Origin of the sequence: Moraxella cuniculi (genome assembly GCF_900637105.1) — a bacterium.
GTDB classification, from domain to species: Bacteria; Pseudomonadota; Gammaproteobacteria; order Pseudomonadales; family Moraxellaceae; genus Moraxella; species Moraxella cuniculi.
This window is the reverse complement of sequence record NZ_LR134343.1, coordinates 1598587-1618620: the sequence shown is the minus strand read 5'-3', so window position 1 is coordinate 1618620 and position 20034 is coordinate 1598587. Positions and strand designations below refer to the sequence as shown.

Genomic DNA, 20034 nt, shown 5'->3' with positions numbered 1-20034 from the left:
ATAATCAATATTAAATTTATTATAAATTGATAAAATCGGTTACGGTATGCTAATTTATCAATCGGTTGTGATTTGTGATACAATACCTGCATGATAAATTTGGCGATGTCTGGGAAAAATATGACAACAAATAATGATGATAATAACCAGCATATTTTACTAAAACCTTTAAAAATCAAAGATTTGCAAATTACAAATAGATTGTGGGTGGCACCGATGGCAGGTGTTACTGACAATCCCTTTAGAAGATTGTGCAAGTCATTTGGTGCAGGCCATGCTGTCAGCGAGATGATTATTGCTGATACTGCATTATATGCACGCAAAAAGTCCTTGTATCGTGCCAATTTTGAGGGTGAAATTGCACCAATTTCGGCACAGATTGCAGGTGCCGAACCAGAAAAGTTGGCTCAAGCGGCACAGTTTCAGGTTGCTAATGGGGCACAAATTGTTGATATTAATATGGGCTGTCCTGCCAAAAAGGTCTGCAAAAAATTGGCAGGTTCGGCATTATTGCAAGATGAGGATTTGGTAAAACGATTGCTGGATGCGGCGGTGGCAGCGGTTGATGTGCCAGTTACCCTAAAGACACGGTTGGGTTTTGCCAATGGTCAGGAGAATATTTTGTCCATTGCCAAAATCGCCGAACAGGCAGGCGTGGCAGCCATCGCCATACATGGACGGACGCGAGAGGATTTTTATACAGGGCAGGCTCGCTATGAATTAATTAGAGAAGTTAAACAATCGGTAAAAATCCCCGTGATTGTCAATGGAGATATTGACAGTCCTCAAAAAGCATTGCAGGTGCAAGCCATGACAGGGGCTGATGCTGTAATGATAGGGCGAGCAGCACAAGGAAAGCCGTGGCTATTTCGGGATATTGCTTACTATGCCCAATCAGGAAAAATAGCACCAGAGCCGACTGTTGCTGAGATTCGTCAAGTGGTTCTGGCACATTTAGATGAACTGTATCGCTTTTATGGGGAATATTCAGGCTGTCGTATTGCTCGCAAACATATTGCGTGGTATACGGGTGGTTTGCCAAATTCCAACGCCTTTCGTGAAGCGATGTATGCCTGTCAAACCACCGATGAGCAATATAGGGTTGTGGAAAAATTTTTAATAAAAACTGAACAAATATCACCATAGCAGCTGGTGAAGATGACCTGTTTTAAATAAATTCAAAAATTTCTGCTTTGTCCAAACGAGCCTTGGCTAAGGTTTTGTTATTGTCATTGTTGCTGGCATAGCCAAGTGCGACCAAGACAGAGCTTTGTAAATTTTGCTTATCAAATTCAAATTCTTTATTTAGTAATTGTTTATTATAACCACCAATTGGCGTAGCATCAACGCCAAGCAGTTGAGCGGATAACAGCAGTTGCCCTAAGGCAATAAAGGTTTGATTTTCCGCCCAGTGAAAAAGCGTATCAGCATCAGCTGTTAGCTGCGATATGTAATGTTGGCATAGCGTCAGTCTGGCTTTCATGATGTCCTCACTGGCAAATCTGCCACTGTCTTTTTCTGCCTGTAGCACACGCATGAGATGATCTTGGTCGATGTTTGTCCGTGTGCAAAAAATAATCACATGAGAGCAATTGTTTATTTTTGCTACATTATGTTCGTCGCCATCAATCATTGATTTTATAATTTTTTCTTTGGTTTGTGCGTTATCTGTAACAAAAAATCGCCATGGCTGGATATTGATTGATGAAGGACTAAGCCACAACATTTGTAATAAATCATCAAGAGTTTGTGCATCAATTTTACGGTTGGCATCATAGGATTTGCAGGTATAGCGTTGCTGTGCATAAATGACAGGATTCATAAAATCTCCGTTGTGCTATTCATTTGGCGTGTATCAATCGCATCAATGGTGGCGGTGGCGGTGCCATCTTGTAATGTGATTTGAATCTTTTGCTTGGGGTATAGTTGTGCAATATGTGCAATGTTGCAAGCAGATTGTGATTGCTCATGAATGATGGCATAGCCTTTTTTCAGGGTTCTCTTGGGGTGCTGAATAAGAATCAAACTCTGTAAATATCGGCAATTATTTTTTAATTTTGATAAATAATCAAATACAATCTTGTGTTGGTTGAAATATCGAAGATTGTTGATTTTTGCCTGTGTGGTAATAGCTTGGGTGGCAGCACGAGTGCTTGTCAGCAGGGTGTTGAGTCGATGAGTTGTCTGACTGCAATGATGCTTTGTGCTGTTTTTTAGATATTTATGCTGGTGCAATAGGTCTTTTTTTGCCAAACTGATGCTGTGTGTGCTATTTAGGCGAATGCGTTGTAATTGTTGCTGGTTGTCTTGACTGGCTTTGGATAGTTTATTTTTGCTAAACTTGATTAGCCTGTCCATTGCCACAGTTGCTTTACTGGTCATCTGCACCAGATGTGATTGAATTGCCAAAACCAGCTTGGAAGGCGTATCAAAGCGAGTGTGTGCTACTTCATCTAGCAGTACCAAATCTCGCTCATGGCCGATGCCTGTCCAGACAGGTACTGGCGATTCGGCAATAACAGCTGCCAATTCATAATTGTTCAGATAAGCTAAATCACCAACAGCACCGCCACCACGAATGATTGCAACCAAGTCAGGCAGTGTGTTGTGGTTTTTTTGGAAGCTGGCAAGGCTGGTTATAAAGGTGGTGCGGATTTCATCAGCGGCACCGTTTCCCTGAAAAGTAGCATGGTGATAAGAAAAAAAACAAGCCTTGGTAGCTGCCAGTCGGTCAGCCTCTGCACGAAAATCACCCAGTCCTGCTGCTTGCTCTGGAGCAATAACCAGCACATGACGAATATCAAATGGCAGTGGGATTTGTTTATTTAAATTTAACAATCCAGATTCGTGCAGGCGATTTTTCATGGCTTGATAGGCGGCTGCCAACTCGCCAAGCGTATAATGCGGATCGATGTCGCTGATATTTAGGCTAAAGCCATATTGAGCGTGAAAACTTGCTGAGCATTTTAACAGTACGCTTGTGCCTGCTTGTAGTGTTTGGCCTGTTGCGGCGGTAAATTTTGCCAAGACGGTTTTGGCACGAAAACGCCACAAAGTCGCACGACAACTTGCGGTGATGTTTTCTTCATCATCGGTTTCTGCCAGTTCAAAATAATAATGCCCACCTTTGCTGTTAATCGCTCGAATCTCAGCACGCACCCAAACTTCATGATCAAAATAATCATCAAGCACCAGCTTGACGGCGGATAAATAGTCAGACAGTGCCAATTGTACGCCAGTCAAATCAGGTGGTGATTTGGCAAGCTCTTGCTCAAAGTCGGCGGCGATTTGGCGATGTTTTTGTTCAATGGCATCAGCATCACTGCTGGCTTGGCTAAGTGCAATGGCACGATCTGCGATAAAATTTGACATGGCTTAACTTGCTAAAATAATGCTTTATTTTAGCAAAATGGCTCAATGTTTGGCAAGAATTGCCACCCCAAAGTCGGGGCGGCAAATGGGCTTATTTTTTGTTGCCAGTGGGTTTTTTAGCTTGAGGTGTTTTTTGTACAATTTTGGCAGAAGCAACCGCTAGGTCAGTGCGTTCGTCCATTTCGTACAATGCACCAGCACGGCCAACAATCAGTGGGTCGATATTGCCAATTTGACCAGAGTCCTTGTTTTCGTAGGCTAATTTGTTCAGCACATAACGCATGGCGTTAAGACGGGCACGCTTTTTGCAGTCTGATTTGATGACAATCCATGGTGCTTCGGCAGTGTCGGTATTAAAAAACATTGCCTCTTTTGCCAAAGTGTAATCGTCCCATTTGTTCAATGAAGCTTTGTCTACAGGCGACAGTTTCCATTGTTTTAGTGGGTCGTTTTCGCGGCTGGCGAAGCGAGCTTTTTGCTCCTCACGGCTGACAGAGAACCAGAATTTTACTAAATGAATGCCAGATTCGACCAAATGTTTCTCAAATTCAGGCACTTGACGCATAAAAGTACGATATTCTTCATCGCTACAAAAACCCATCACACGCTCAACCACCGCACGGTTGTACCATGAGCGGTCAAATAAAACAATCTCGCCTGAGGTTGGCAGATGTTGCACATAACGCTGAAAATACCATTGTCCACGCTCTTGATCTGTGGGTTTTTCTAGGGCGACAACACGAGCACCGCGAGGGTTTAGATGCTCCATGAACCGCTTGATGGTGCCACCTTTGCCAGCAGCATCACGACCTTCAAAAATAATCACCAACTTTTGCCCTGTGGCTTTGATGTGTCGTTGTAATTTTAATAGCTCAATTTGTAGTTTATACTTTTGTGCCTCGTAATTTTTGCGGCTTAGGCGGTGTTTGTACGGATAACCACCTTCACGCCAGTTTTCGGACAGTTGCGTGTCTTTTGATTTATCGGTGCGAATTTGGCTTGCGATTTGGGCAGCGGGGAGGTATTCTTTGAGCGTTTGACCGAATTCTGCCAATTCTTCTGGGCTGGCGTGTTCAAGCAGTTCTTCTAGTTGTTCGACTGTTTTTGCCATGACGGTGGTTTTGGTAGGCTTGGCAGGGGTTTTGGCGACAGGTTTGGTTTGTGTTGCTTTTTTGGTAGCGGGCTGCGTGCTTGCCGCTGTTTTTGTTGGTATTTTGTTGGTCATAAAAACTCCTTAATCACTGATGAAAAACAACAAAACCTTACTATCAATATGGTATCATGTCAGCCACTGACACGCAAGCATTTGCCACTTGCCAATCGCGACTAAGTTTATGAAAAAATGTGTGGCATTTTGATGCAGGTTTGTTATATTTGCCGACAAGTGATAAATTGCAAAAAAATTTTGAAAAAAATAAAAAAAGTTATTGACAGGGCAAAAATATCCTGTATAATACGCACACATAAGCCAGCGAGCTTAACCATACATGCCAGTGTGGTGAAATTGGTAGACACGACGGATTCAAAATCCGTTGCCCTTAAAAGCGTGTCGGTTCGAGTCCGACCACTGGTACCATAAAGAAAAACCTGTAGCCTAAGTTACAGGTTTTTATTTTTACCATTAATAAGCCATCGCACAGGTTTTGTTTGAGCAAGGCCTTGCTTAAAATCTTGGCAAAAGTGCCAAAAGGCAAATCACACAGCTTGACAGGGTGTTATTATGAAATGCCTTGCATATTTGTAAGTTTTTCTTAACATTTCTATTTGACTGGGCGGGTTATTGTTCCGCCCATTTTTCTTTATCCTTAAACATACATTCATCATACACGACGCATGAGCCGCATTTTGGTTGGCGTGCCATACAAGTGTATCGCCCATGCAAAATCAGATAATGGTGAGCGTCAAGCAGATATTGACTGGGAATGCGTTTAAGCAATGCTTTCTCGACCGCCAGCACTGTTTTGCCAGTGGCAAGCCCCGTACGATTGCCCACGCGAAAAATATGCGTATCAACCGCCATTACAGGTTTGCCAAATGCGGTGTTTAGTACGACATTGGCGGTTTTGCGACCCACGCCTGCCAGCATTTCAAGTTCATCTCTGGTCTGGGGAACTTGCCCATTGTGTTTGGTGAGCAAATCTTGACAGGTTTTGATGACATTGGCCGCTTTGGAATTATATAATCCAATATTGCTAATGTATTTTTTTAGATTATCCAAACCAAGATCGAGAATTGCTTGGGGGGTATTGGCTACAGCAAAGAGCTTTTCGGTGGCGATATTGACGCTTTTGTCGGTTGCCTGTGCAGAGAGCATGACAGCAATTAGCAGTTCAAATTCTGAGCTGTAGTTCAACTCGGTAACAGGATCTTTGATATGTTCGGCTAATTTTTGGAAAAATGCCAAGCGTTTTTCGGCATTCATCGGGCGTGAAGCTGGCGTGTCGGCAGTTTTGCTGATGCTTATTTTTTTGGGTTGGTTGCGTGTGGTTGTTTTCATTGTTAATTAATTTTAAAATATTAATGGGATTTGGTATAAACAATCTCAAAGATTATTTGGACTTTTCATCTTTGTTGTCTTTATCCGACCAGCCCTCAAGCCGTTTGATGATTTTGCCAAACAAAGTCGCTCGCTTGTATTCGCCATGCTTATTTTTATCGGCAATTGCCATGCCTGTCAATAGCTCAAGTGCTTGATTGAGATGATCGACGGCATACAGGTGGAATTTGCCAGCGTGTACAGCATCAATAATATCATCTGGCAGCATCAAATGTGGCAAATTACTGCGTGGCAAAATAACCCCTTGACTGCCGTCTAGGGCATCACGACACGCCTCAAAAAAGCCGATGATTTTGGCATTAACACCACCGATTGCTTGGGCTTGACCCAGTTGGTTCATTGAGCCTGTGATGGCGATATTTTGGGCAAGTGGCACATCAGCCAGTGCAGATAGTAGCACGCAAGCTTCGGCAAGCGTGGCACTGTCGCCATCAATTTCGCCATAATTTTGTTCAAATGCTAAAGAGGCACTGAAGTTCAATTCACAAAACTCGCTGAATAATGACCGCAACAATCCAGACATAATCAGCATACCTTTGGCGTGCAAGCTGCCACCCAATTCCACCTCTCGTTCAATGTCCAAAACCTCCCCTGTGCCAAAACGAGGGGTGATAAGTGCTGTTAAGCGAGCAGGCAGACCAAACTCGCTGTCAGCATAGCTGATGATGGTTAGGGCGTTGATTTGACCAACTGCAGCACCTGTGATGGTGATGAGTTGCTGACCGTTGTAAATCTCTTGCCAGTATAGCTGCTTGAGGTAGCTTGTGCGTTCTGTCATGTCGGACAGGGCGGTTTTGACATGCAGGGCTTTGACTGTTTTGGCATTGGATAAATTGGCTATGCGTGCTGACTCAACCAGTATCCCAAGCAGTCTGCCTGCGTGTAGATCCAGTTTGTTTTGATTATCAGTCAGTCTGGCAAGCTCATCAATAATCACCGCAAAAGCAGTGTTATCAAAGGCAGGCAGTTGTCGAGCTTTTATCATGTCGGCAATTTTTAGCACCATCATGTATTCGCTGGCATCATCTCTTTTGATGGTGTCATAAAAATCTGCACGAATCTTGAACATGCCATAAAATTCAGAATCCATTTCTAAAAGCTGATAATACAAAGACAGCTCACCGAGCAAGATAAGTTTCACATCAAGACAAATACTGTCAGGCTCAAGCGACAAACTGCCCGTCAAGGTCAACATTTGCTCAAGGCTTGAAATTTTGATTTGACCAGATTGCAAAGCTCGTTTTAACCCCTGCCATGCATAAGGGTGCTCTAGCAGATTTTCGGCTTGTAAAATCAAAAAACCGCCATTGGCTCTGTGCAATGCTCCAGCACGAATCATGCTGACATCGGTCAATACCGTACCAAGTTCGGTGGTGTATTCAATATGCCCAAGCAGGTTCAAGTGGGTTGGCAAATCCTCAAAAACAATCGGTGCACCTGCACCTGCTTTGTGGCTGCTAATGATATTGATGGCATAGCGGCTTGGCACATCGCTTAATGTGGTAGGCAAAAAAGCCTCGTCATCGCCATTGATAATGCGTGCAACATTGTCAATCATATCCGCTTGCATGGCTTTTAAGTGTTTGATAACTTTCGCAAAATTAGCAAAATTATCGAGCAATGGGCGAAACAGTGGCTCAAGCACTTTGCGTGCGGTGCTTTGATACAGTGTGTCAAGCTGACTGTGGATATCATCTTCTAATTCTTCAATATACAATTCAGCTTGGCTTAATTTATGCTGCAAAGTTGCCAATGCTTGCTGATTAATCGGCTGATTATTATCCAATGCTACCAATTCAATACGACCATCGCTGCTGCTTTTTAGGCTAAGATTGTGCAGTTTTGCTTCATTATCAATGATGGAAAATTGTTCATTTTGGCTGGTGCTGATTGTGGATTTGATGCGTCTGATTTGGTTTTGGTGCACCTCGCCAAGCAGTTTGCTGCTCAACTTTTTTTTGGCAACTTGCCACAGCTTGTGTGTTTTTTGTTGCAAGATGGCAGCTGTGCCTGCAGGCAAATCAATGGCAATTGGGCGGCGAGCGTCCCCAAAATTATGCACATAAATCCAGTCGTTTGGCGTTGGCATTGACTTGGCACGCTCCTTGAGTAGTCTTGTGATAAGCGTGCGTTTGCCCAGCCCTGTCTCGCCTGCAGCAAACACATGATAGCCTGCCGCTTGAATATCCAGTGCGGTGTTGATGGTCTTTAGGGCGTGCTTTTGACCAAAATCAAGCTCAAGCTTGGGCAGGCTTAGGCGGCTTGATTTGGGTAATTTTGTGGCATCGGTGTGGCGTTTTAGGGCATCACTACTGAGTCGGTGCGTATTGGCAAGGGCGGTTATTTTCATAAATATTATTAAGCAATCGTGATAATTGTCTTTTGGTTTTTAAAATTTTTTGGGCAAATTGTCATAAAAATCACTAAAAATCGCAAAAACACAACTTGCTCAAGCAAAAAAGGGTATTTTAGCAGATTAAAGCATGATAAAATAGACAAAACTTATGCAAGTTATGTTTAAGGGCTAACTTGTGTTTATTTTTTATATTTTATGGTGGTAAAGCATTTGCTATGAGTACAGCCGTCAAATTTTCAAAGATTTTGCATCAGGCACAAGCATTTGCCGATGAGATTCATCAGGCTGGGGTAGATCTTGGTGTGTCATTAAGCCAAAAACAAATCGAGCAAATTTTGCGTTATTTGGACGGCTTGCTGCTGTGGGGCAAGGCGTATAATCTGACCGCCATCACCGAGCCAAAAGAGGCATTGGTGAAGCATATTTTTGACTGCATGGCAATTATTCCAAAGCTGCCATTTGCTGATAGTGCTTCGGTAAGATTGCTTGATATTGGCACAGGTGCAGGGCTGCCTGCGGTGATTATTGCAATTTTGCGTCCAGATTGGCAGGTGGATGCTCTGGACAGCAACCAAAAGAAAATCCGCTTTATTCGTCAGATTGTCAGTGAGCTTGGGCTGGCCAATCTTACCCCCATTGCTGCTCGCATTGAGCATCATCATGTTGACAAAGCTCGGCATTATCAGGTAATCACTTCACGAGCTTTTGCTTCGTTGGCTGATTTTGTGGCATTGGCGACTCCGTGCTTGGCAACAGATGGGGTGCTGTATGCCATGAAGGGCAAACCACCCAGCCAGCAAGAATTTACAGAGCTTGACGCTTGGCAAATTGAGGCCTGCCCCATTGCCGTGCCACAATTAAACGATGATCGCTGCGTGGTTTATTTAAGACAACAAAGCAGCTGATTGCATTATCAATCTGAAATTTTATAACAACCAATACCACAAATAAGGTTTTATCATGGAAATTATCGCAGTCGCCAACCAAAAAGGCGGTGTCGGCAAAACAACCACAACAGTAAATTTGGCAGCGGCACTTAGCCTGATTGCCAAAAAAAAGGTGCTGCTTATTGACTTGGACTCGCAAGGCAACGCCACCACAAGTCTAGGCTTGGATAAGAATACCCTGACCCATACGATGGCTGATGTGCTGCTGGATGGCGTGCCACTTGCCGATGCCATCATAAAAAGTGAGCAAGGGGTTGATGTTATCGGTGCCAACCGTGATTTGGCAGGGATTGATGTATCGCTGGCTGGAGTGTCGGACGCACCATTTTTATTGCGACAAGCCATCGCTGATGCCAAAGCAGCCAATCGCCTTGACTATGATTATATCATCATGGATTGTGCACCCAGTTTGAGCATGATTACCGTCAATGCGTTGGCGGCAACCGAAGGGGTGATTATCCCAATGCAGTGCGAATATTATGCCCTAGAAGGGGTGGCTGATTTGATTGCGACCATCGATAAACTTAAAAATATCAACCCAAATCTTAGTATTCGTGGCGTTGTGCGTACTTTATTTGATTATCGCAACACCTTGGCACAAGATGTCTCGGCAGAGCTGGTGCGTCATTTTGGCGATTTGGTATATCAGACCAGCATTCCTCGCAATGTCAGATTGGCAGAGGCACCAAGTTTTGGGCAGTCAATTTTTGGCTATGAAAAATCTTCAAAAGGTGCCATCGCTTATCATATGCTGATGAATGAAGTGGTCGCTCAATCCAAAGCACGCAACTTATCGGCATAGGAAACTTAAATGGCAAAAAAGCGTGGACTGGGAGCAAAGCGTGGTTTGGAGGCTTTGTTAAGTGGCACCAAAGTAGGACGGCAAGTGGTTGATGTGATTGATGATGCCAAGGCTACTTTGGCACAGCCGTCAGATTATTCCACCCAAGAGCAAATCACAGCCGAAGTGCCAACTGCAATGGCAAATCCACAGCAGTCATCGGCACAGATATCAGACAATCAGCCAGCTGATGTGGAACAGTCAGATGATATGGCAGCTTACCAAAACTTGGATAATCACCATGCCGATATGGCTGCTGAGCGTGGCGATATAATGGCTGCCCATGAATTGTGCGAATATCAGCGGCGAGAAATTGCGTTATTTTGGCAATTTGGCTTGGCAGATGCACAGCAAAATTAATCATCATTGGTGTGATTTATGATGATGACTGGGTGTTAATCAAATGCAAACAAAATGGAAAATCTCATGAATAAAAAACACGGCTTGGGCAAGCGTGGCTTGGATTTGTTATTAAAAGATGTCAGCATCGAAAGAGAGGTGATTGCAAGCACCCAAGTGGCGGTACAACAAACGCAAATAGACGCTGATACGGCAGTGCTAAATCAGGCGAGTGCTTCGGCTGATGATCTTGGCAAATCTGCCAAAAAATCCACCAAGCATGAAAAACGCAAAAACGACAAAGCCAAAAAAGCCAAAAAGTCCGCCCAGTTGCCACAACAAACACCAACAGGTGAAAAAGTTGCCTTGGTGCAGATTGCCACCAATCGCCTACAATCGGGGAAATATCAGCCACGCCGTGATATGAACGAAGAGGCGTTGAACGAGCTTGCCTTATCCATCAAGCAGCATGGCATCATGCAACCAATCGTGATTCGTCCGCTCTTATCAGCTGAACAAAAAACACATGCCGATATCACGCATGAGATTATCGCAGGTGAGCGGCGATGGCGTGCTGCCAAATTGGCAGGCCTTGAGAGTATTCCTGCCATTGAGCGTGTGTTGTCAGATGAAACGGCAATTGCCTTGGCATTGATTGAGAATATCCAGCGTGAGGATTTGAATGTGCTAGAACAGGCACAGGCCTTGCAACGATTTCATACCGAGTTTGGCATGAGTCATGCGATGATTGCTTCTGTGGTGGGCAAGGCTCGCACCACAGTGTCAAACCTTATGCGACTCAACCACCTGCACGATGAAGTTAAGCAATATATGATAGATGGCGTGATGGATATGGGGCATGCACGAGCGTTGTTGTCGCTGTCTGATGCCCAGCAGCCCATCATCGCCAAAAAAATTGTCGATGGCAATTTGACCGTGCGTGATGCCGAACGCTTGGTAAAATCAATCCTAAACCCTGAACCTGCCAACAAAATCGAACCTGATTATGAGATTTTGGCATTAAGCCAGCAAATTTCTGATGCACTTGGGGCAACGGTGAAATTAAAACAAGGCAAAGACGGCAAAGGCAGTGTGGAAATTTTCTTTTATGACAATGATGAATTGACCGCACTGATTAATAAACTGACCGCCAATGATTAAGCAGGGTGGTTGATTGATTTGGTGATTATCAATTAATATTAAACAAACATTCATCATACATAAATAAATTACGATGAAAAAAGCAGAACTGATATTGACCCAAGCGTGGCAAAGGCAAGCATCGTGGTTGATTGGACTTGCTCCCTTGTCTTGGCTGTATCACGCAATCAGTCGGTTACGCAAATGGCTATATCAATCAGGCAAATTACCCGTCTATCGTGCATCTGTGCCTGTGCTGGTGGTGGGCAATATCACTGTTGGCGGCAGTGGCAAGACGCCGCTGATTATTGCCTTGGTTGAGTATCTGCTGACCCAAGGCGTGCAGGTTGCTGTTATTAGCCGTGGTTATGGTGGTGATACAAAAACCATGCCAAGACTGGTTCTGCCAACCAGCACGCCGCATGAAGTGGGTGATGAACCATGCCTGATTGTCCAAAGCCTAGCCGCCAAAGGGCATATGCTACCAATGGCAGTGGGTGCCAACCGTGCTGCCACCATTGACTTGTTGCTTGCCAGTTTTCCGCATATTCGCCTGATTGTAAGCGATGATGGGCTGCAACATTATGCACTGGCTCGTGATGAAGAGTGGATTGTGGTTGATACGATGCGTGGTTTTGGCAATGGCAAATTGTTGCCTCAAGGGTTTTTGCGTGAGCCGATTAATCGCCTTGAGGGTGCGATGGTTGTTTATCACCATGCCAACAAAACCAAGCCAGCCAGCGACAATCAGCCAACCATGGTGCTACAAGCAGGAAAATTGGTAGCCTTACAGCCAAGCAATCAGCCACCGCCACAGGTAGGCTCAGCGGTCTATGCTGTCAGTGGCATTGGTTATCCTGCTCGCTTTTTTCGCACCTTGACTGAGCTTGGTTTTGATGTTGTGGAGCGTCCCTTTGGCGATCATCATGATTTTACCATTGATGATTTAATGGGATTGGACAAGCTGCCGATTATCACCACCAGCAAAGATGCGGTAAAATTACGCCTGCTTGCCCAAGACAACCCATTGCCAATTTTTGCCAATATTTGGGTGCTGCCTGTTGAGGCAAAATTGTCGCAGGCAGTGTATCAGGCAGCCGATCTTTTGATGACAAAATATTGCCCAACTTCTCCATCAGATGAGATGGTGCATGAGTATTGATTTGATAATTTTAATAAAAAATATTGAAAGTAAATTTATATAAATAGACCACTTGGAAATAGCATGCAAAAAATTCACCTAGTTATCCCAGCTCGTTATCAATCAACTCGCCTGCCTGCCAAGCCGTTGTTGCCAATTCATGGCAAGCCGATGATTCTGTGGACTGCCGAGAAGGCAAGGCGAGTGAGCTTTGCTGACACTATCTGTGTGGCAACCGATGACGAACGCATTTATCAGACTTGCCAAGAGGCGGGTATTGATGTGCTGATGACCGATACAACGCACCCATCAGGCACGGACAGATTGGCACAGGTGGCGACACAGCTGGGGTTTGCCGATGATGATATCGTGGTCAATGTGCAAGGTGATGAACCGCTGATACCTGTGTTATTGATTGAGCAGGTGGTGCAGTTACTGCTTGCCAAGCCTGAGTGTGCCATGGCAACTTTGTGCGAACCGATTATTGATAAAACACAATTTTTGCAAACTTCGGTTGTCAAGGTGGTGCTGGATAATGCCAATCGTGCATTGTATTTTAGTCGATCGCCGATTCCACATTGGCGTGATGGAACAGATGATTTTCCGTGGCAGGCATTGCGTCATCTGGGATTGTATGCTTATCGAGTGCGTACACTGAAGGCTTTTACCAAGTGGCAGCAAGGTGTGCTTGAAAAACTTGAAAGCCTAGAGCAGCTGCGTGTGCTGGAGCATGGCGAGCAGATTGCCTGTGAGATTGCCAAAGTGCAACTGCCAGCGGGGGTTGATACTGCCGAGGATTTGCAGCGGCTTAATGCCATGCCTTTGACGCAATTATTGGCTTATTGATTATACAGATGACACAGCAATTAACCACGCAGGCGTATTTTGACCAAGTACTGCCATGGCAAAAGCAAGCATGGCAACAGCTAACTGGGCAGTTTGAGAAGCACAAATTGCCACATGGCTTGCTGGCAGCAGGTCAGGCTGGTATCGGCAAAAGGGCTTTTGTCTGGCGATTGGTGGCGTATTTATTATGCCCAAATCGCAGCTTGGCGGGTGCTTGTGCAACTTGCCAGAGTTGCCACTGGCTGACGGCACAGACGCATCCTGATTTGATGGTATTGCCAGCTTCGGCACAGCTTGGCGATGTGTATACTGGCGATGGTGTTGGCATTGATGACATTCGGCAATTGCACAACTACAGCCAAAACAAGGGGCAGGGTGTTAAGGTTATTGTTATTGACCATGTTGATAAATTAAACATTTCCGCTGCCAATGCGTTATTAAAAACCCTAGAAGAACCTCGTGATGGCGTGTTTTTGATACTTATCACAGATTTTGTCGCCCAAGTTTTGCCAACCATCAAAAGCCGTGTGCAGACCTTGCCTTTGTCCATCATCAATCACAAGCACGCCATGGAATACCTGTGCGATTTTATGCCAGATAAACAAGCTGCCATGCTGCTTGCCATCAGTGATGGGGCAGTTTTGCAAGCCAAAGACATTGCCAGTGCGGATTGGTTTGGCAAGCGAAAACTCTGGCTACAAACTTTTGCAGCATTGCAATCAGCCATGCGTAGCCCCAGTGCTGCCAGCGATTATTGGCAAAAAGCCCTAAGTTTGTCCGATTTTTTGACACTGTCCTTGATGATGTTGGCGGAGCTTCGCCGTGTTTGCCTTGATTTGCCTTGTTTGCATGCAGATTTGGATACGCAGGCAATTTTGGGTCAGCTGCCGCTTGATTGGCAGACGCTTGAGGATTTGCAAGCGGTGTGTGATGATGTCAAAATCTCCATGATGCAACATATACAAGAAAAACTCGGATTTGAGCGGCTAATGCTTGCCATGGCAAAACCTGCAACCGTATGCTAAGGGCTTAAGATTATCTTATTGAGAATTATTATCTGTTGCGGTTTTCATGGTATCTTGTCTGTGGTACAATGTATCTTAAGCGTAGATTTATCGGTTGATGCCGTGTTGCCATTTATATTAATGTGTGGATAATAGTAACAAGATTGCTCAGTCATGATGTCATTTGTAGCCAAATTTTTGCGTCAATATGCGTTGGTTTTTGCCATATTATTGCTGTGGCAATTGGTGGTAGCAATCGGTATTTTGCCTGATTATCTACTGCCCAGCCCTTGGCAAATCATACAGGCACTCATTGATGATGCTGCATTGCTGGCTGATCATGCCAAATATACGCTGACAACGGCTTTTATTGGTACAACAATTGGTCTCTTGCTGGCTTTTGTTTTGTCTATTGTGATGGATTTATCACGCAATTTTCGCCAAAGTGTCTATCCGCTGATTTTGCTCAATCAAACCATTCCGACCATTGCCATTGCACCTTTGTTGGTTATTTGGCTTGGTTATGGGATTTTGCCAAAAGTGGTGCTGGTGGTGCTGTCGGTGTTTTTTCCGATGACGGTTTCTTTGCTTGATGGTTATCGCTCGGTGAGTACCGATGAGCTGAACTTATTTCGCTCAATGAATGCCAGCACCTATCAAACTTATCGCCATCTAAAAATTCCAGCAGCGATGGGGTATTTTTTCACAGGGCTAAAAGTTGCTTTAAGCTATGCATTAATATCGGCTGTGGTGGCAGAGTGGCTTGGTGGTTATTATGGCTTGGGCGTGTACATGACTCGTGTACGCAAGTCCTATGAGCTTGACAATATGTTTGCGGTAATTTTTTTAATCAGTTTTTTGACTTTGCTGCTTATTGCTTTGGTAAAATGGTTACAGCGGCGTGTTTTGGCATATAATTACAAGGAGTAATACATGAGAAAATTTCGTTCATCACCCATCTTGGCTGTGGCATTTTTGGCGGTTTTTGCTTTGACTGGTTGCAGCAAGCAAGACAGCACGGCAAAAGAAGATACACCGCAGTTACAAGAGCTGATAATCGCACTTGATTGGGTGCCAAATACCAATCACACAGGACTGTATGTTGCACTTGATCGTGGTTATTTTCAGCAGGCAGGATTTGATGCCAAAATTGTCCAGCCAAGCGAAGACAGCACCTCGACACTGGTTGCCAATGGACGAGCTGATTTTGGCGTATATTTTCAGCCCAATATGGTCAAGCGATTAAACAAAGGCGAGCCAATCACCGCTGTTGCTGCCATCACACAGCACAGCAGTGCAGGGCTATTATCACTGGCTTCGCTGGGCGCAGAGTCGCCACAAGCATTGGCTGGCAAGCGTTATTCAACTTGGGAAGATCCTGTTGATGACGCTGTGGTGGCGGAGATTGTTGGCACGCCATTGGTCAAAATCCCCGGAGAATCTACCGATGCAACCACCGCCTTGCGTATGAATCAATTTGACTACATTATGGCGTATTATAGTTGGGACGGTATTTATGCAGGCATTAAAGGCGTGCAGACCAACTTTTTTTATTTAAAAGATGCAAACCCTGCCTTTGATTATTATGCACCGCTGCTGATTGCCAATAGCCAATCGCTCAAAGCCGAGCCAGAAAAATACAAAAAAGCATTGGCGGCAATCAAAGAGGGCTATCTGTACGCCGCCAAAAATCCCGAACAAAGTGCTGATATTTTAATCAAATACGCACCAGAAGTGAACAAAGAGCTGGCACAAAAAAGCCAAGCCTACATTTCCAAGCAGTATCTGGACGAGCAAGGCGATTGGGGACGGTTTGATTATCAGCGTTGGGATAGATTTTTTCAGTGGGTATATGACAAAGGCTTAAGCGAAACATTTGTTCCGCAGGCAGGTGTTAGCAATGATTATTTGCCACAATAATTATCGCTTATGATATCCATGCCAACAGACACAGTTGCCAAATTACAACTGATTGATATTCATCATGATTTTGTTAGCAAAAACCAACGATTGCCACTATTTGATGGGATTAATCTGACGGTTGATACAGCAAAAGTGGTGGCAATCATCGGTGCAAGCGGTGTTGGCAAGACAACCTTGTTTAATATCGCTGCTGGCATTTTGTCGCCCAAATCAGGGCAGGTGCGTATCAATGGGGCGGATTGTACAGGTGTTGCAGGCAATGTAGGCTATATGCTACAAAAGGATTTGCTACTGCCCTTTAAGCGAGTATATGACAATATCGCTTTGCCTTTGGTGCTAAAAAATACCCCAAAAGCCCAGATTGAGGCGGCGATTTATCCTAGGCTTGCTTTGTTTGGGCTGGAAAATCTTGCCATGAACTATCCCCATCAGTTGTCTGGCGGACAAAGGCAACGAGCTGCTTTGTTGCGTACTTATCTGTCAAATAATGAGCTGATGCTGCTTGATGAGCCATTTTCGGCATTGGATTTTGTTACCAAGACAGAAATGTATGCTTGGTTTCATAATTTTCAAAAAACACAGAATTTAACTTGTCTTATCATTACTCATGATATTGACGAGGCGATTTTGCTTGCTGATGAGATTTATGTGCTAAAAGGCATGCCAGCGAAGTTCACGCATCACTTCTTGGTACCGCAGCAAGCAGAATTTCAGCAGTCGGTGGCGTATTTGTCCCTAAAACAAGCCATCTTATCAGCAATTTGCCAATGAGATAATGTTTTGGAATTGTTGATAAGCGTGCCAAATGTATTTATCTTGGCACAAAAAAGACTGGATTTACCAGTCTTTTAGCAAAGAAAGTATTGATAATGCTATATTTAATCAATGCGTTCGATGGTAACATTGCCAACATTGCCTGTGATACCAATGGCTTGAGCAGCCCCATAGGATAAATCAAGTACACGATTGGTTTTTGGGCGGTCGTTGATTTTGACAACAACAGATTTGCCATTATCACGGTTGGTAACACGCACATAGCAGTTCATTGGCAACGAGCTGTGTGCTGCAGTCAGAGCGTTCATGTCAAAAGTTTCGCCACTGGCGGTTTTGCGACCATGAAATTGGCGACCATACCAGCTGGCGATACCTGTTTGTTTGAATTTGTTTACCGTATTTGAGGCGACTGTGGTTAGCCTGTCAAGCACGGGCGTGTCATCGTCTTTTTTGTCGGTATTTTTGTTGGCAGATTGGGCAATCAGAGGGCTGTTGAGTGCCAGTGAGGAGGGCTGGCGTGCTGATTTTACCAGACTTGAGGCATTATTGTGCTGTGCTGTCAGTTGCTCAAGCACGCTGTCAATATTGCCATTGTTATTGGCTGATGCACTTAGATTGATGCCAGTACTTAGGGTGAATCCTGTGAGCATCAATAAAGTCTTACTTACTGTTTTCATGATTGCCTCTATAGTGTTGAAAGCTCTGGGGCTTTGTTTTGTATTTATAAAACAAAACAAATGCTCCAAATCCAGCGAGTCCTTGCTGATCAGAGTCGCTACTAGTTAAGTAATCAATACCACAAAGTATTAATTTAGGTTAAAAATTTATTAAAAAATAATAAATTTCATCAAAATAACTTATTGGCATAAAATACCAATGTCTTATATTAGCACTATTTTGACAAAATACAAGTGATTTTGTGCAATAAAATGGTAAAATTTGCTTATCTTTTGAGCAAAATCGTTATTTTTTGACAAATTTCTCAAAAAATACCGCCTTTAAAAAATTCATGCAGAAAAATGCCAAGCAAAGTTCAAACATGATACAATATAATACTACATGAAACATGGCATAAATAAGATGACAAAAATCAGACATGGGCGTGGCTTTGGGCATAATGATGGGGCAAACAATATGAGCATGGCTCGCCAATGTGGGTGGCTTTTGATGGGGCTGATTGTCATGCCTATCATTGCAGGCTGTATGGCGACAAAACCAGCTACCGCACCATCGACTCATCATGCAGCGAATGCGGTTGGCAAAAATACCAGTATTGACCGCAAGGTCTTTGATGATACGCAAACCATGCAAGCTGATAAAGTTGGCAGTGATGAGCATTTTCGCCAGTGGCTTGCGGCACAAGCAGGCAGGCAGCAAGCCATGCTGGAATATCAGCAGTTTTTGAATGACAATCTTAATGCAACCATGCCTGCGATGGCACAAATATCAACGACAGCACGCTCTTGGCAGGCTTGTGGTGATGAGCCTTATGCCATACCGCCGCGACAGCTTTGGGATTATTTGTTGCCAACGCTGACAGTGTATAATAAGTTGATACAGCAGGGCATCTTGCCAAAGGACAGTAGAATTCGCTCTGTATATCGGCATGGTACGCTCAACAGCTGTGCAGGAGGTGCAGCTGGCAGTAAGCATTTGCTAAATGCTGCAATAGATATTGAGGTGCCATCATCAATGAGCATGCAGGCAATGTTTCGGCTGCAAGATGGTCTGTGCCAATACTGGCGTGATTATGGTGAACAGTGGCAGCTGGGTCTGGGGTTGTACGCCACAGGGGCGATACATTTGGATACGCAAGGATATCGCAAATGGGGCATGCAATTTGCTCAAGCAGGCTCTGTTTGTCATGATTTGAGCAATCAATCAGCTTATAATTAAGCGGCTATAATTAAGTAACTATAATTAAGAAATTTAGGAATTTGACAAGCTGGCAATCATGACCCACCTGACCACGAACAGCACACAAACAGCCATCTTGGCTCATCAGCACAGTCGCCAAATCTTGCAGCAGCTGGGCATCGTCCTATGGGTGGACAAAAACCGTACGGTGCTAACTTTGCCTGCTGCTACTCAGTCTGTGGTATTATTGGCGGATAAACCAGCCAAGCAGCACACCAGTCAATCGGATATTGTCAGCAAAACAGACAGCCAGCGTGGAGATGTCGCAAATGTGCCACCTGTCAAACCTTTGGTACAGATTGCCAGCATTCCCCATCAAAGCACACAAGATAAGCACGCCAACCAAACCAAAGTAGCATTGCCACTGCCCAATCTGCAAACTTCCCAGTCAAGTCAGCTTGAGATTCGCTTTCAGATACAGGCGATGGCATATCGTCAGTGGTTGATAATGGTTGATGTGGATAGGCTGGATATTGCAGGGCGTGAGCTGTGGCTGTCTTTGCAGCGGGCGATTGGGCAGGCAGCACAAATGCATGGACTAAGTTGTATGGTTAAAAAACTGGACTATCCGCCTTTTGTTGATGACCCCAATGCCAATTCAATCTCAATGGCAAATACCAGCCTAAAGGGCTTTATTTTTGGCTGTATGCGTGAATCGTTGGGGCTTAGGCATATTGCACCTTTGACCAGCTTGCCTGATTATTTAAACCTGCAAAATTTATATCAGCTTAAGCTGCATCAGTCGCACCAGATTGAGCAAATGTTGCTTGACAAAACAGCAAAGCAGCGATTTTGGCAGGCATTGCACAGTTCTGATTAGGTTTATCAAGATTGATGAATACAGCTGGCTGTGAGCATCGGTAAGGTGGTGGCTAAA

19 protein-coding genes and 1 tRNA gene are annotated in these 20034 nt (G+C 44.3%); 14 read left to right on the top strand and 6 right to left on the bottom strand.

The features are described from left to right. Positions 1 to 120: 120 nt before the first annotated feature. Positions 121 to 1146 carry a tRNA dihydrouridine synthase DusB gene (gene dusB, locus EL162_RS07355; protein WP_076555158.1) on the top strand — a complete coding sequence of 342 codons (1026 nt, stop codon included), beginning with the start codon at positions 121 to 123 and terminating at the stop codon, positions 1144 to 1146. Between the two features lie 22 nt (positions 1147 to 1168). Here dusB and nfsB read toward each other — a convergent pair whose 3' ends face one another. From nfsB to ppk2, 3 genes are all read right to left on the bottom strand, one after another. Beyond that, complete coding sequence (nfsB, locus tag EL162_RS07350) at positions 1169 to 1822, bottom strand: oxygen-insensitive NAD(P)H nitroreductase (RefSeq protein WP_076555159.1); 654 nt, start codon at positions 1820 to 1822, stop codon at positions 1169 to 1171. Then, a complete protein-coding gene (xseA, locus tag EL162_RS07345; protein ID WP_126331153.1) occupies positions 1819 to 3372 on the bottom strand; it encodes an exodeoxyribonuclease VII large subunit in 1554 nt (517 codons plus the stop codon). Before xseA ends, nfsB begins: the two co-directional genes overlap by 4 nt. A 91-nt stretch (positions 3373 to 3463) precedes the next feature. After that, a complete protein-coding gene (gene ppk2, locus EL162_RS07340; RefSeq protein ID WP_076555161.1) occupies positions 3464 to 4597 on the bottom strand; it encodes a polyphosphate kinase 2 in 1134 nt (377 codons plus the stop codon). Positions 4598 to 4861: 264 nt separating this feature from the next. Here ppk2 and EL162_RS07335 point away from each other — a divergent pair. Further along, positions 4862 to 4948 (top strand) — tRNA-Leu (locus tag EL162_RS07335). Positions 4949 to 5149: 201 nt separating this feature from the next. Here the strand turns inward: EL162_RS07335 and nth are convergent. Together nth and EL162_RS07325 are read right to left on the bottom strand one after the other, a co-directional pair. After that, entirely contained in the window at positions 5150 to 5794 is a 645-nt protein-coding gene (gene nth, locus EL162_RS07330; RefSeq protein ID WP_076555188.1) for an endonuclease III, read from the bottom strand. Positions 5795 to 5921: 127 nt separating this feature from the next. Further along, positions 5922 to 8279, bottom strand: coding sequence for an ATP-binding protein (locus tag EL162_RS07325; protein ID WP_126331151.1), 2358 nt, complete (start codon positions 8277 to 8279; stop codon positions 5922 to 5924). Positions 8280 to 8500: 221 nt separating this feature from the next. On the opposite strand from EL162_RS07325, the gene rsmG reads away from it, so the two are divergent. From rsmG to EL162_RS07275, 10 genes are all read left to right on the top strand, one after another. After that, on the top strand, positions 8501 to 9190 hold the full coding sequence (gene rsmG / locus EL162_RS07320) for a 16S rRNA (guanine(527)-N(7))-methyltransferase RsmG (RefSeq protein WP_126331149.1): 690 nt from the start codon (positions 8501 to 8503) through the stop codon (positions 9188 to 9190). A 55-nt stretch (positions 9191 to 9245) separates the two neighbouring features. Next, a complete protein-coding gene (locus EL162_RS07315) occupies positions 9246 to 10034 on the top strand; it encodes a ParA family protein (protein ID WP_126331147.1) in 789 nt (262 codons plus the stop codon). A 9-nt stretch (positions 10035 to 10043) separates the two neighbouring features. Then, positions 10044 to 10433 carry a hypothetical protein gene (locus EL162_RS07310; RefSeq protein ID WP_126331145.1) on the top strand — a complete coding sequence of 130 codons (390 nt, stop codon included), beginning with the start codon at positions 10044 to 10046 and terminating at the stop codon, positions 10431 to 10433. A 66-nt stretch (positions 10434 to 10499) separates the two neighbouring features. Beyond that, complete coding sequence (locus tag EL162_RS07305) at positions 10500 to 11573, top strand: ParB/RepB/Spo0J family partition protein (RefSeq protein ID WP_076555166.1); 1074 nt, start codon at positions 10500 to 10502, stop codon at positions 11571 to 11573. Positions 11574 to 11646: 73 nt separating this feature from the next. After that, complete coding sequence (lpxK, locus tag EL162_RS07300; RefSeq protein WP_126331143.1) at positions 11647 to 12714, top strand: tetraacyldisaccharide 4'-kinase; 1068 nt, start codon at positions 11647 to 11649, stop codon at positions 12712 to 12714. Between the two features lie 63 nt (positions 12715 to 12777). Continuing rightward, positions 12778 to 13539, top strand: coding sequence for a 3-deoxy-manno-octulosonate cytidylyltransferase (gene kdsB / locus EL162_RS07295; RefSeq protein ID WP_126331141.1), 762 nt, complete (start codon positions 12778 to 12780; stop codon positions 13537 to 13539). Between the two features lie 8 nt (positions 13540 to 13547). Beyond that, on the top strand, positions 13548 to 14564 hold the full coding sequence (locus EL162_RS07290) for a DNA polymerase III subunit delta' (protein WP_126331139.1): 1017 nt from the start codon (positions 13548 to 13550) through the stop codon (positions 14562 to 14564). A gap of 156 nt (positions 14565 to 14720) precedes the next feature. Beyond that, positions 14721 to 15473, top strand: coding sequence for an ABC transporter permease (locus tag EL162_RS07285; protein WP_126331709.1), 753 nt, complete (start codon positions 14721 to 14723; stop codon positions 15471 to 15473). A 3-nt stretch (positions 15474 to 15476) separates the two neighbouring features. Next, complete coding sequence (locus tag EL162_RS07280) at positions 15477 to 16463, top strand: ABC transporter substrate-binding protein (RefSeq protein WP_126331137.1); 987 nt, start codon at positions 15477 to 15479, stop codon at positions 16461 to 16463. Positions 16464 to 16481: 18 nt separating this feature from the next. Beyond that, entirely contained in the window at positions 16482 to 17237 is a 756-nt protein-coding gene (locus EL162_RS07275; RefSeq protein ID WP_126331135.1) for an ABC transporter ATP-binding protein, read from the top strand. Between the two features lie 107 nt (positions 17238 to 17344). Here the strand turns inward: EL162_RS07275 and EL162_RS07270 are convergent, their stop codons facing one another. Then, entirely contained in the window at positions 17345 to 17917 is a 573-nt protein-coding gene (locus tag EL162_RS07270) for a septal ring lytic transglycosylase RlpA family protein (protein ID WP_076555172.1), read from the bottom strand. 403 nt (positions 17918 to 18320) lie between these two features. Here EL162_RS07270 and EL162_RS07265 point away from each other — a divergent pair, with 403 nt between their 5' ends. After that, positions 18321 to 19136 carry a D-Ala-D-Ala carboxypeptidase family metallohydrolase gene (locus EL162_RS07265; RefSeq protein ID WP_170161432.1) on the top strand — a complete coding sequence of 272 codons (816 nt, stop codon included), beginning with the start codon at positions 18321 to 18323 and terminating at the stop codon, positions 19134 to 19136. A 58-nt stretch (positions 19137 to 19194) separates the two neighbouring features. After that, the gene (locus EL162_RS07260; protein ID WP_126331131.1) at positions 19195 to 19977 is read left to right on the top strand and encodes a hypothetical protein; all 783 of its coding nucleotides are present in this window, start codon (positions 19195 to 19197) and stop codon (positions 19975 to 19977) included. Positions 19978 to 20034: the final 57 nt, after the last annotated feature.